Origin of the sequence: Micromonospora foliorum, from assembly GCF_022229015.1 — a bacterium.
GTDB classification, from domain to species: domain Bacteria; phylum Actinomycetota; class Actinomycetes; order Mycobacteriales; family Micromonosporaceae; genus Micromonospora; species Micromonospora foliorum.
In genome coordinates this window covers 1-12,852 of record NZ_JAKKFF010000038.1, presented here as the reverse complement: position 1 = coordinate 12,852, position 12,852 = coordinate 1, and the positions used below count along the sequence as shown (strand labels likewise).

Here is a 12,852-nt window from a genome sequence, read left to right as displayed (position 1 = left end):
GCGCGACCCTGGAACTCGTCGACGGGCCCACCCCGATCGCCGACGCCGTCCGCGCCGCCGCCAGCTGACCACCCGCCGCGCCGACGGCGGGCCTCAGCCGCCCGGGCGGTGCGCGGCGACCAGCACCGGCCCGCCGGGAACAGTCGGGAAACGGCGCACATCACCCAACCCCGCCCCCGCCAGCACCTGCGCCATCCGGTCCGCGTCGAAGGCGTTGCCGCCGTTGCGCACGGCGTTCCACCGGTCGACGGCCGCCCGCAACGGATCCCCGGCCGGCGGGTTGGTGCCCGCCACCAGCCAGCCACCCGGTCGCAGCGCCCGCACCAGCCGAGGCACCGCGAGCGCCAACGTCTGCTGGGGAAGAAACGGCGCCGGCAACCACACCAGGTCGTACCCGCCCGGCTCGGCCACCTCCGCGACGTCCTGCCGGCGCAACGTGATCCGATCCGCGACATCACCCGCCTCGGTCAACTCCCCACGGGCCAGGTCCAACGCCCGCTGCAGCACGTCGATGCCGACCACCGACGCCCGGGGCAACGCGCGAGCCAGGGCGACAGCCAACGCCCCCACACCGGTGCCCACGTCCAACACCCGGGCATCGGCCGAATCCAACCGCTGCGCCAGGCCCGGCAACTCGGGCACCACCCGCGACGCCAACGCCCGGCCGGTCGCCGCGGACGCCCGACCCTGATGCAGCAACACCTCGTCGTCCACCTGCGCCCACCCGGCCCCGCCCGGCCCCGAAGGCTCCTGCGCCGCAGCGGCGACCGCCTGCCGCAACGAACTCAACCGCGCCTGCACGGCACTGCGCCCGGTCGGCCCATCGGCGGCCACCAGCGACGGGTGCGCCACCGGCACCCCACCGTCCCAGGAGAGCAGACCAGCGGCCTCCAGCACCGCGCTGCGGTGCGGCGACCCGGCGAGGACCTGCGCGAGCGGGGCCGACAGGGCGTCACTCATGGTGCCCACCGCGGCCGCCAGAGCCCACGCCGACGCCTCCAACGCGGCCAGCGGATCCGGTGACCCGCCGGGTGGGGACGGAGATACCGACACGACGGCGCCTCTCCCAGGGGCGGGCCGCCGGTCAGCCCACCTGGCCCCTCCGACTATGCCACCACCGCCACCGCACCGGGTGGGGTCCACGTCAGCGGACCCCACCCGGCGGCGACTCAGCGCTGCTGGTGCCGCGGCAACGCCGACTGATCCACCACACCACCCACGAACGGCGCCCCCGGCGTCTCCGCCGCGATCCGATCCATCGTGCGCGCCAACTGCTCACTGCCGTCATCGAGATGCCGCGCCGCCGCCTGCATGTGCGACACCATCATCTCCCCGAAGATCCGCAACGCCTCCCGCGTCGCCACCGTGTCGTCGAAGCTCGACCCGGCCGCGCTGCGGTACTGCGCCACCGCCCGCTCCGCCTCCTGCTTCGCCTCCGCCTCCGCCGCGTGCAGGTAACTCTCGTACTGCACCCGGGCGTACTCGGCGACCCGACGGGCGTAGTCGTGCGCCTGCGCGATGATCTGCTCGGCCTCCCGTTGCGCCGCCGACAGCAGATTCACCTCCCGCGCCGCCGGAACCTTCGCCGCCGCCCCCGTACTCGGAATCACCCCGTGCCGGTGCAACTCCACCCGGTCGGTCAGCCGCTCGTTCTCCGCCCGCAACGTCGCGATCTGCGTCGCCAACAGGTCCAACTCGTCAGCGACCTGCACCCGGAACCGGTCCACGTCAGCGTTGTCGTAACCACGCCGGGCGAACGACGCGGCACCGAACTCCCACCGCCGAACCCGGTCGGCGGTCATCCGCACCTGCACACCGCCGGAAACCTGCACCCCGTCATACCGACTGATCGGCGTCGCGCTCACCTGTGCAGACCTCCGTTCGCGACCGCCGGGCCCGCAAGCTCACTCCTCGCGCTCACCTGACCCGCCTTCCGTTCGCGACTGCGGGGCTCGCCAGCTCACTCCTCGCGCTCACCTGTGCCCACCTCCCGAAGTGTCACCCGCAGCCGACTGCTGCACCGCCGTCCGCCACGCCGGGCCGTACCACTGCGCACCCAGGCCCTCGTGGTGCACCTGACCCGCGTGGTAACCCGCCTGCACCAACGTCCGCACCGCGTGCGACACCATCTCGTCCGACCCACACACGAACACGTGCCGGGACCGCCAGTCACCGTCGGCCAACGCCCGGTCCACCGCCTGCACGAACTCCCCCGGCCGGTGCACGTCGGCACCCACCACGTACGTCACCGTCAACCACGGGTACGACGACGCCAACTTGTCGATCGCGTCGCTGTCGTAGAACTCGCTACGGGAACGGGCCCCCACGTACAGGTCCACCCGTCGGCGGGAACCCTCGGCGGCCACCTGCTCCACCAACGCCTTCACCGGCGCCCAGCCGGTACCGGCGACCAACAGCAACAGGTCACTGGAGCCCGCCGACCACAACCCCAGCCGGTCGCCCACCGGCGCCGCCAGGTGGATCCGATCCCCCACGGCCGACCCGTACACCAGCCGCGACGACACCGCGCCGCCCGGCGCGGCCCGCACGTGCAACTCCAACGTGCCGTCCGCCCGCGGCGCGTTCGCCGGCGAGTAGTACCGCCACGACCGCACCGACGGGTGCGACACCCCGACCGACTGACCCGGGGTGAACGGCAACAGGTACTGCGGACGCACCGTCAGCACCGCCACGTCGAACGCCCGCCGCTCGTGCGCCACGATCTCCGCCACCCACCACGGCGGATTGACCGCCTCAGCGGCCTGCGCCGCCTCCATCATCACCTGGGCGACCAACCCGTACGCGGCCTTCCAGTCCGCCGCCAACTCGTCGGTCCACTGTTCGGCGAGGAAGTGCTGCAACGTCGCCACCAGCGCCTCGCCGACCGCCGGGTAGTGCTCCGCGCGGACCGCGAACTTGCGGTGATCCGCGCCGAGATCCTGCAGGAAACCCACCAGCCGATCCACCTGGTCCACGTTGGACACGATGTGGCCCAGCGCGGTCACGAGGCGGTCCCGCTGACCGGCCATGTTCGTGGGGAACATCTGCCGCGTCTCGGGATGAGCGAGGAACAACGTCGAGTAGAAGTAGAGCGGCACCTGGTCACCGTGCCCGGCGACCACCGACCAGCTCTGCTTGAGGCGAGCCGCGTCCACGCTCAGACGCCCGACCTGTTCCCGGCAGCCACCACCTGGCCCTGCACCTGCCCCAGCACTGTCTGCACGTGAGCGAGGGTGTCCGCCGGCACCCCCAGCTCGGTCAGCGTCACCGTCAGGTGCTCGCCCACCTTCGCGTAGTGCCCGGCCGTGATGTTCAACGGCTGGTGCGCCTCGGCCAAGCCGCGACCCGTGTACTCGTTCGGGCCACCCAGCACGACGGTCAACATCAACGCCAGATGTCGCCGCTGACCGGCCATGTCCACGTCAGCGAAGTAGCCCGCCAACTCCGGGTCCGCGAGCACCTTGTCGTAGAACAGCTCAACCGCCGCCTTGACCGAACTGGCACCGCCAATGCGGTCGTAGTGCGAGGCGGGAGCAGTCTCTTCCGTAACCGTCACGGTCGTTCCTTCCGGGAATGAAGGGTCCAGAACCGTGAGGGACCATAGCGTGTCAACCGCCTCCGGTCAGCGCCCCCTTATCGGATTCCCGACAACACGCCACCACGCTAGGTCACCACTACCGATGGGTACTTCCACAGTCGGCCACCGAAACGACACCCACCGTATCCACAGTGGACCGCCATGGCCGACAAGACCCCGCCACCGTCACCGACGGTCGCGAGAGAACCACCCGAAAAAAAACCGAAAGCCGAACGGTCAGCCGGCGCGCCGCCGCGCTCTCCGCGCCGCCAGCTCGTCACCCACCGGATCCGACACCGACGCCACCGCCGGCTCCACCGGGCCGCTCGTCGCCGGCTCCGCCGGCAGATGCGACAACGACCCCTGGATCTCCTTGAACGCCCCACCGATCGCGATGCCGAAGACCCCCTGGCCACCCTGCAACAGGTCGACCACCTCCTCCGGAGACCGGCACTCGTACACCGTCGTCCCATCAGAGATCAGCGTGATCCCCGCCAGATCCTCCACACCACGCGACCGCAACGCCTCGATCGCCTTACGGATGTTCTGCAGGGACACCCCCGCATCCAACAACCGCTTCACGACCTTCAACACCACCAGGTCCCGGAACGAATACAACCGCTGTGTCCCCGAACCCGAGGCATCACGAACGCTCGGCACCACAAGCGTCGTCCGCGCCCAGTAATCCAACTGCCGGTAACTGATGCCCACCGCATGGCAGGCCGTCACACCCCGGTAGCCAACCGAACCGTCACCCTCAGCCGCCACACCTGGCGACGAGGCACCCGGCTCGTCGAACCCTGCACCCGGATCGGAATCCCGTGGCTCGTGCATCCGGACAACCTCCCCGTCAGTGTGGCGACGCATCGTTTCCGGGACGCGCACCCCTCGACATGGAAACCCTATCGCCACCGTCAGGGGTTACCACGGAGGAACCGACGCGACACGCCGCGCAGCCACCGAGAAAGATCACCAACCGAGCCGAGGCACACCTCAGCCCGCGAAATCCTCCGGACGCACCTGCTCCAGGAACTCGCGGAACTTCTCCACCTCGTCCTCCTGCTCATCAGGGATAACGATCCCCGCCTCGCTGAGGACCTGCTCGGCACAACGAATCGGCGCACCGACCCGCAACGCCAACGCGATCGAATCGCTCGGCCGCGCCGACACCCGTACCCCATCGCCGATCAACAGATCCGCGTAGAAGACGTTCTCCTTCAGCTCGGTGATCTCCACCGCCTGCAAGGGCGCCTTCAACGCCGCCAACACATCCCGCAGAAGATCATGCGTCAACGGCCGGGCCGGCTTGACCCCCTGCTGCTCATAAGCGATAGCCGTGGCCTCGACCGCGCCGATCCAGATCGGCAGATAGCGGTCCCCCTCGACCTCCCTGAGCAGGACGATCGGCTGGTTGCTGGGCAGCTCCACCCGAACTCCGACCACGCTCAGCTCGCGCACCGCCGCCTCCGTGTCGTTGTCACCTACGCCGCACCGCGCCCTTCCCTGCACGGTACACGGACCGCAACACGGCCGTCCCATGCGCTACAGCACCACGCCCGCGCCGAAAAGGGGTTACCCCGGCAAGCCTACGGCACGCTTCCCGGAAGAGATCTTTCCGCTCAGCCACCACCCACCGGGCACCCTCACCGACCCAACGTCGACCGCAGCCCCACCCGCACCAACGCCGCGTGCAACTGCTCCGACAACGCCACCAACTCACGCGCCGTCTCCGCCGCCCGCGCCCGCGCCGCCGGATCACTCTGCCGCGCCAACGGCGCCACCAACTGCGCGAACAAACCAACCTCCCGGTCCGCCGCCGTCCGATAACCCCGCAGGTGCCGCGGCTCCAACCCGTACGACGCCAACCCCGCCACCGCCGACGCGATGATCAGCGCATCCGCGTCATACCACCCCGGCGGATCCGACACCAGCACACCGAGCCGCTCCAACTCCACCAACGTCGAGTCGTCGATCCCACTGCGCGCCACCAGATCCGCCCGGCCGAGCCGCACCTGCGACGACTCGGCCGGCTCCGCCAACTCACGACCCGGCACCGCACCATCGGGACCAACCGCCACCAACGCCGGCCGCGACCGCCCCGGCTGCTCACCAGACGAATCCCACTGGGCCAACTGCTCCCGGATCACCCGCAACGGCAGGTACTTGTCCCGCTGCGCGGTCAACACGAACCGCAACCGCGCCACATCGTCCCAGCTGTACTTCCGGTAACCCGCCGCCGTCCGCTGCGGCTCGACCAAACCCTCGGCCTCAAGAAACCGCAGCTTCGAAATCGTGGTATCCGGAAAATCCACCCGCAACTGCCCAAGCACCTCACCGATGCTCATCAGCGGCTGAGACCGAGCCGCCCCGGGTGACGTGGAGGCCGCAGGCTCGTTCACCCCCGGCCGGCCTCCTCCTCCGGGCGCGGACCGGCGATGAACACCACCCGGAACTTACCGATCTGGACCTCGTCACCATTGCTCAACGTGGCCGCCTCAACCCGCTCACGATTGACGTACGTGCCATTCAGGCTGCCCACGTCGCGCACCGTGAACGTCCCACCATCCCGGTGGAACTCCGCATGCCGACGCGACACCGTCACGTCGTCCAGGAAGATGTCACTGTCCGGGTGCCGGCCACTGGTCGTCACATCGTGGTCCAACAGGAACCGGGCACCCGCATTCGGGCCTCGACGAACCACCAGCAGCGCCATACCCGGCGGCAACGAACCGGACATCCGGCTCGGCACCACATCGGTATCCGGCCCCTCCAGCACTTCGTCGAGCGAACCGAGATTGAGCGTCGAAGTGACGTCGAGTGGGGGGAACTCGTCGTCTGGCCGCGTCATGGGACCACCTCACGGATCTGTTCGGTCGGCGTCGGGTAATGGCGGGTCTGGCCGCCGGGCATGTGAACACCCGGCGGCTGGCTCCCCGTGCCCGGGAAGGCAATTCCGCAACGCTCAACTATTGGGTTCTCGGTCGACTGGGCGAGCCTAGCCAGCGCCGAAATGCAGGGCAACCGGACGCGCGCAGACATCCCACGCACCGGATCAAGCACACTCAGCCTTCGGTGATCTTCTGATACGCGGCCGCCGTCAGCAACCCATCCGTGGCAGTCGGATCATTCGGCGTGATCTCCACCAACCAACCCTCACCGTACGGATCAGTGTTGATCAGCTCAGGCGTGTCAGCCAACGCGTCGTTACGCGCCGCCACCGTACCGGCCACCGGCGCGTAGATCTCCGACACGCTCTTCGTCGACTCGATCTCACCCAGCGAGTCACCAGCAGCGACCACCGCGCCCGCCTCGGGCAACTGCACGTACACGATGTCACCGAGCGCGTCCTGCGCGAAGTGGGTGATGCCGACCCGGACCGAAGCCGTGCCGTCACCCGCCACCCACTCATGCTCGGCGGTGTATCGCAGATCCTCGGGAATCACCAGACGCGTCCTTCATCCATCGGTGCCCCGGACCACCCGGGTCCGGCGCGGCCGCGCCGGTCAGGAGACCGGACGGGCGTGTTCCAACTTGATCGGCACGTGCAGCGCCGAAACCTCGGCAACCTCACGCTCCCCAAACGTCACGTTACCGCCGCCACCCCGGACCGACGCCACCACCCCACCAGGAATGTTCAACGCCGTACGCATCGTCGCCGGATCACCGATCACCGTGATCGTGAACGGCCCCGTCAACCGACGCCCCTCCACCACCAACGACCCGTTGTCCCCATCCAGGAAGTACGTCGACGCGATGATCCGCACGGTCGCCCGATCCCCACCGGAGATCTGCATCGCCTCCGCGCCCGCACCACGCAACTCCTGCACCGCGTCCAACACCCGGTTCGCCGAAATCGGCTTGACCCCGGCGTCGAACTGCACCGTCAACCCCGGCCCCACCGCCGGCAGCGTCCCCGCCAGGATGCCCAACTCGTCCGCCCGCCGCGTCGCCTCATCCAACGCCGCCTGACGACCCTGCTCACCCGAGCGCAACTGCCGCTGACTGTCCTCCAGAGCCCGGATGTCCTGCTGCAGACGATTCTCCCGCGCATCCAGATCCGACAGGATCCGAACCAGGTCCTCCTGCCGCGTCGCCCCCAACGTCGGGTCCGTCGACGTCGTCTTCAACTGCACGACCAACGTGAACCCCAGCAACGCCAACAACGCCACGATCATCACCCCGGCCGTACTCCACCGGGACCGACCAGCCACCACCGGCGCCGCCGACTCCCCGACCGGCTCCGCCAACCCGTCGGCACCCGCCACCGGCTCCCCCGACCGCGACACCGCGCTCAGGTCCACCGTCGCACCGTCATCGGCCGACTCGACACCCACCCGGACAGTGGGCTCGTCGTCCGAGCCCTCCGGCTCAGGCGACGGCGCCGGCTCCACCGGCGGCTGCGTAGGCCCCTGCGGCGCCAACGGGCTCAACTCGTCCGGATCCGGCGCGTCCGGCCGCGGATCCGGCTCACCCGCCGGCCCACCAGGGCGCACCGGACCCGCCGGCTGCGGCCACCCGGTCCCCGTGTCGGTCTGCTCGTCACTCATCGCAACCCAACCTACGCCCGGAACAGGTGCCGACGGATCGCCGCCACGTTGCCGAAGATACGCACACCCAACACAACGACCACACCGGTGGACAACTGCCCACCCACCCCCAACTGGTCACCCAGATACACGATCAGACCAGCGACCAGCACGTTCGAAATGAACGACACCACGAACTGCTTGTCGTCGAAGATGCGGTCCAACCGGGCCCGCACCCCACCGAACACCGCGTCCAACGCGGCCACCACCGCGATCGGCAGGTACGGCTGCAACGCCGCCGGCACCGTGGGATCAAGCCACACGCCCAGCACCACACCGGCGAGCAACGCCAGCACCGCGATCATCGGCCACCTCCGGAGGGGCTAACAGTCGTCGCCGGACCGGACGACCCGGGACTGCCGGACCGGACACCCGACGCGGAAGGGCTCGGACTGACCGACGGCTTGGCGTAGCGTAGCTGCGGCTCCGGCGCCGCCGGCAACGTGAGGTCATCCGACTCCCGCACACCGAACGACAACCCGGTCTTCTGCGCGACCTCCCGCATCAGCGCCGCGTTACGGCTGTCCTCGAACTTGCGCCGCATCGCACCCGGCCCGATCGCCGACACCTCGTACGGCCCGGTCACCGGCCGGAAATCCACCAGCATCGCCTCACCCGCCGACCGGATCGTCGACGTCGACGTCAACCGCTGCCCGTTGATCGCGATCGCCTCCGCGCCCGCACTCCACAGGGCGTTCGCCACCCCCTGCAGGTCGCTGTAGAGCACCCGCGGCGGCCCAGCGCCGGCACCGGTCACCGCGTCCGCGTTGTCCGGCGCGTCCGCCAACCGCACCACCACACCATCACCCCGCACCCGACCCAGCCCGGTACTCGCCTCCAGGTTGCGCAACCGGGCGGCGGCCGACCCGCTCAACGCCGCGTCCCGCTGCCGGCTGACCTCCTCGCGCAGCTGGTCCGCCCGGGTGGACAACCGGTCGGTCTGGCTCTCCCGCTCCTTGATCTGCGCCACCAGCCCCGAGCGGGCCTGGCTCCGGCCCGGCTCGTCCGCCATCGTCTGCCGGTACGCGACCGCGAACAGGAAACCGAGCATCACCACCACGACCAGGCTCACCGACCGCGCCGGCAAGGCCCGCCACCCGCGCGCCGGAGCGGACTCCGCCGAGCGCCGACGGGCCGCAGCCGCGTCCGCGTACCCCGGATCCAGCGGGTTGCGGAACAGCTCGGTGAGGAAGTCCGGCGCGTACACCCGGTCCTGGCCGGGTTTTCCCAGCCGCGGCGCGCTCACGACGCCCCCGCACCGCGCGCCGCGCGCACCAGCCGGGCCGCCTGCACGACGTACATCCCGCCGGCCACCCAGTAGAGCACCAGGCCCCACCAGGCCAGCGCCCAACCGATGGCGCTCGCCGCCGTCGCCACGTCGGTCGCCGCGGTGGCCAACAACAGCACCGGGAACGCCGCGAGCAGCAGGAACGTGGCGGTCTTGCCCACGTAGTGCACCGGCGGCGGACCGTACCCGTAGCGGCGCAGCACCGCCAGCGAGGCGAGCAGGAGCACCTCACGGGCCAGCAGCGCCGCGGTGAACTGCCACGGCACCACCTCCCGCGCGGTGAAGGCGACCAGGGTGGCGAGGATGTAGAGCCGGTCGGCGAGCGGGTCGAGCAGCTCGCCCAGGCGGCTCACCTGACGCAGGCGGCGGGCGATCCAACCGTCGACCCAGTCGGTGGTGCCGCCGATGGCCAGCACGACGACCGCCGCCACGTCGGCCCGCGTCACCAGGAACAGGTAGAGGAAGAGCGGCACGCCCAGCAGCCGCCCGAAGCTGATCAGGTTGGGCAGGGTGAGCACCTGGTTGCCGGGAGTGTCGTCACCGGTGTCCGGCGGTTGCTCTGCCCGAGCCGGCCGACGCGACACCGATCCTCCTCCACGGCACGCGGGCCCCCGGCCGACGCCGGGCGCGGCTGAGGGTCGTACGCGCTGTCGGGCCGACCAGCGCCGGCTCTCCCCTGCGGCCCCGGGCGGGGCCCCTTCCCCTGATGCGGCCCGCGATCTCGATGATCGCGGGCCGGGTAGGTGCGCTGCCACTATATCGGGCTTCTTCTCGCGGGCCGGGTGCCGCCGCGGGCTGTCGGTGCGGCTGTGCCGCACTGTGGCGTGGATCACCACGTGTAGAGCGTCCTAGGATACTGGGGTAAGGGAACGACTGATCAGGCCGTCTGGACGGCGGAGTCGGTCTGCTGCTCGGGCACCGAGGTCGCCGCCCGAGCGAACCCGACCAGCGCCAACAACAACTCGTGCTGCATCCGCGCCGGCATCCGGTCCAGCACCGCCTGCACCGCGCGCTGACGCCGCTCGGCCAACTCCCCCAGCAGGGTCAGCGCCGCGGCGGTCGGCACCAACCGCACCTCCCGCCGGTCGCGCGGATCGGCAACTCGACGCAACAGCCCGGTCGCCTCCAGCCGGTCACACAGGCGGCTCGCCGACGACGGCACCACGTCCAGCAGCTCCGCCAACCCGTTGACGTTGGTCTCCGGTCGACCGCTGATCAGCGTCAGCACCCTCAGCTGGGTGGGTGGCACCTGGTGCCGCGACGCCGCCGAGTCGAGCACGGCGATCAGCGTCCCGGCGGCCGCGTCGATCGCCGCGGCGAGATCCGCAGGTCGCTCCACCTGATGTCCCCTGCCGTCGTCGCGCTGGTGCCCGCCCGGCAACGCGGCGGCGAATCTCACCCCGTGCCCCGTTCGCGCGGACCGTGCCAGTCCAGACAGACCACGACGGCGTCGTCGCGCAAATCGGAATCCGCGTGATAGGCGTGCAGTTCGCGCATCACCGTACCAACCGCCTCGGCCGGCGGCTGCAGCCGCGTGGCGCGCAGGGAACGCGCCATCATCCGCTGCCCGTACGGTTCCTGACCCGGCGGCTCGGCGGCCCACACCCCGTCGCTGACCACGAAGAGGCGGTCACCGGGGGCCAGTTGCACCTCCTGAAGCTCGTAGCGGGTCTCGGCGAACATGCCCAGCGGCAGCTGCTGGTCCAGCTTCATCGGCTCGACCGTGGACCCGCGCATCCGCACCAGGTGTGGGGAGCCCGCGTCGACCGCCCGCACCCGGCCGACGCGGGTGTCCACCTCGAGCAGCAGGGTGGCCACGTACCGGGCGCCCCGGTGTTGGTAGAAGACCGTGTCCGAGGCCAGCTCGGCCTGTTCCACCAGGCCGCCACCGGAGCGACGTGCGTTGCGCATCGCGTTGACCGTGACGGCCGTCAACAGGGACGCGGCCAGCCCACTGCCCTCGCCGTTGAGCACCGTCACGGTGAGCCGGTCGCCGTCCAACGACCAGTCGAAGTGGTCGCCGCCGACCGTGTACGCCGGTTCGAGCTGACCGGCCAGATCGAACGCGTGGTGCGACACGCCGCGACCGGGCAGCAGGTCCCACTGCATCTCGGCGGCCATCGTCAGTCGCTCCCGTCGGCGAGCCCGCCGGTAACGGTCGGTCTCCCGGTCCGCCGCGCGCATCGCCACCGCCAGGGCGCCGGCGATGTCCGTCGCACGACCGGTGACCGCCGGGTTCGGTACGGTCGGAAGCTCGATCAGCAGCACGCCCAACCGCTCCCCCCACACCGTCAACGGCAGGTAGAGCCGGCAGGGGCCCTCGCCGTCGCGTACGGGTTGCTGGCTGCTGAAGCAGCGCTGGGCCATGGTGTGGCAGGCCAGGAACCCGGCGGCCGGCAGGTCCGGGTCCAGCACCGGCCAGAGGCCGCTGATCCGGTAGTCGGCGACGAAGACGTCGGTGCGCAGCGCGCCCATCGTCGACCGGATCGCCCGGTCCGCGGCCTCCGCCAACTGGTCGGGCGGAGCCTCGCGCAACGCGCGCGACACCACGTCCGGCGCGTCTACCATCGTCGTCCTCCCCAGAAGCTTGCTATAGGGCAAGCATCATACGGACGCCCCCGGACGGCTGGTCGGCGCGGTCAGTCAGCCGGGCGGGTCGCGAGCACACCGTGGAACGCGTCGGGCACCCGCTCCGGCGGACCCTCCGGCCGCCACTCGGCGACCGGGACGATCCCGTCCGCCGTCGGCGCCCACCGACCCAGCAAGGGCGCGAACGCCGCCGGTGGACGCATTCGGAACTGCGGCCCCATCATGGCCAGCGCCTGCGGATGACCGGCCAACTCCTCGGTGTCGAAGTCCACCGCGAGCAGGCTGCCCGGCGCCGCGGCAGCGTACAGCTCGTCGAGGGTGTGGGTCAGGGTGGCGTCGTCGAGGAACGCGGCCAGGCCGAGGAAGACCACTCCGACCGGCCGACGACCCCACCCCGGCACGAAGCGGTGCAGCTGCGCCGGGTCGATGGTGCCGATGTCGGTCGCGTCGCCGAAGCCGTAGCCGGCCCGGTCGCTGCCGGCGAGGATGCTCTGACCCAGTCGGATGGTGACCGGGTCGACGTCGGTGTAGAGCACCGTCGCGTCGGTGGCGACCTCGTGCACGTTGCCCTGGGTGGGCAGCCGCGACCCGAGGTCGAGGAACTGGTCGATGCCCGCCTCGCTGACGAGGAAGCGGATCACTCGACGCAGAAAGGCCCGGTTGGCCTGGCGGGCTGCCGGCCCGTCCGGGGTGATCCGCAGGGCGTGCGCGGCGGCCTTTCGGTCTACCTCGGAGTGGTTCTTGCCGCCAGAGAGGAAGTCATAACCCAGGGGCCACGCGGTGAATGGCGTGGCGATTCCCGGTGAGACCGA

At 70.6% G+C, this 12,852-nt stretch carries 16 protein-coding genes; all 16 read right to left on the bottom strand.

What is annotated here, in order from left to right; genetic code table 11:
• Positions 1-93 precede the first annotated feature (93 nt).
• The 16 genes from PSH25_RS03940 to PSH25_RS03865 all read right to left on the bottom strand — a co-directional run bounded on the left by PSH25_RS03940 (position 94) and on the right by PSH25_RS03865 (position 12,810).
• Positions 94-1,053, bottom strand: a complete 960-nt coding sequence (locus PSH25_RS03940; protein ID WP_238657696.1) for an SAM-dependent methyltransferase — start codon at positions 1,051-1,053, stop codon at positions 94-96.
• A 116-nt stretch (positions 1,054-1,169) separates the two neighbouring features.
• Positions 1,170-1,865, bottom strand: a complete 696-nt coding sequence (locus PSH25_RS03935; RefSeq protein ID WP_238657695.1) for a DivIVA domain-containing protein — start codon at positions 1,863-1,865, stop codon at positions 1,170-1,172.
• A 108-nt stretch (positions 1,866-1,973) separates the two neighbouring features.
• Positions 1,974-3,155, bottom strand: a complete 1,182-nt coding sequence (locus PSH25_RS03930; protein WP_238657694.1) for a globin domain-containing protein — start codon at positions 3,153-3,155, stop codon at positions 1,974-1,976.
• Positions 3,156-3,157: 2 nt separating this feature from the next.
• Positions 3,158-3,556 carry a group I truncated hemoglobin gene (locus tag PSH25_RS03925; protein WP_238657693.1) on the bottom strand — a complete coding sequence of 133 codons (399 nt, stop codon included), beginning with the start codon at positions 3,554-3,556 and terminating at the stop codon, positions 3,158-3,160.
• Between the two features lie 258 nt (positions 3,557-3,814).
• Positions 3,815-4,411, bottom strand: a complete 597-nt coding sequence (locus tag PSH25_RS03920) for a MerR family transcriptional regulator (protein WP_238657692.1) — start codon at positions 4,409-4,411, stop codon at positions 3,815-3,817.
• Between the two features lie 159 nt (positions 4,412-4,570).
• On the bottom strand, positions 4,571-5,035 hold the full coding sequence (locus PSH25_RS03915; protein ID WP_030327706.1) for a bifunctional nuclease family protein: 465 nt from the start codon (positions 5,033-5,035) through the stop codon (positions 4,571-4,573).
• Between the two features lie 185 nt (positions 5,036-5,220).
• Positions 5,221-5,922 (bottom strand): transcriptional regulator FtsR, encoded by a 702-nt coding sequence (gene ftsR / locus PSH25_RS03910; protein ID WP_238657691.1) that lies wholly within the window; start codon positions 5,920-5,922, stop codon positions 5,221-5,223.
• 50 nt (positions 5,923-5,972) lie between these two features.
• Positions 5,973-6,425, bottom strand: a complete 453-nt coding sequence (gene odhI, locus PSH25_RS03905; RefSeq protein WP_007071101.1) for an oxoglutarate dehydrogenase inhibitor Odhl — start codon at positions 6,423-6,425, stop codon at positions 5,973-5,975.
• Between the two features lie 214 nt (positions 6,426-6,639).
• On the bottom strand, positions 6,640-7,020 hold the full coding sequence (gene gcvH, locus PSH25_RS03900; protein WP_091397961.1) for a glycine cleavage system protein GcvH: 381 nt from the start codon (positions 7,018-7,020) through the stop codon (positions 6,640-6,642).
• Between the two features lie 60 nt (positions 7,021-7,080).
• Positions 7,081-8,124 (bottom strand): DUF881 domain-containing protein, encoded by a 1,044-nt coding sequence (locus PSH25_RS03895; RefSeq protein WP_238657690.1) that lies wholly within the window; start codon positions 8,122-8,124, stop codon positions 7,081-7,083.
• Positions 8,125-8,135: 11 nt separating this feature from the next.
• Positions 8,136-8,468, bottom strand: coding sequence for a small basic family protein (locus PSH25_RS03890; protein WP_030327710.1), 333 nt, complete (start codon positions 8,466-8,468; stop codon positions 8,136-8,138).
• Positions 8,465-9,409, bottom strand: a complete 945-nt coding sequence (locus PSH25_RS03885) for a DUF881 domain-containing protein (protein WP_238657689.1) — start codon at positions 9,407-9,409, stop codon at positions 8,465-8,467. Before PSH25_RS03885 ends, PSH25_RS03890 begins: the two co-directional genes overlap by 4 nt.
• Positions 9,406-10,035, bottom strand: coding sequence for a cardiolipin synthase ClsA (gene clsA / locus PSH25_RS03880; RefSeq protein ID WP_238657688.1), 630 nt, complete (start codon positions 10,033-10,035; stop codon positions 9,406-9,408). The genes PSH25_RS03885 and clsA overlap by 4 nt, the downstream gene beginning before the upstream one ends.
• Before the next feature lie 293 nt (positions 10,036-10,328).
• Positions 10,329-10,790, bottom strand: coding sequence for a MarR family winged helix-turn-helix transcriptional regulator (locus PSH25_RS03875; protein ID WP_238657698.1), 462 nt, complete (start codon positions 10,788-10,790; stop codon positions 10,329-10,331).
• A gap of 56 nt (positions 10,791-10,846) precedes the next feature.
• Positions 10,847-12,019 carry a PP2C family protein-serine/threonine phosphatase gene (locus PSH25_RS03870; RefSeq protein WP_238657687.1) on the bottom strand — a complete coding sequence of 391 codons (1,173 nt, stop codon included), beginning with the start codon at positions 12,017-12,019 and terminating at the stop codon, positions 10,847-10,849.
• A 71-nt stretch (positions 12,020-12,090) separates the two neighbouring features.
• The gene (locus tag PSH25_RS03865; protein ID WP_238657697.1) at positions 12,091-12,810 is read right to left on the bottom strand and encodes an SAM-dependent methyltransferase; all 720 of its coding nucleotides are present in this window, start codon (positions 12,808-12,810) and stop codon (positions 12,091-12,093) included.
• Positions 12,811-12,852 lie beyond the last annotated feature (42 nt).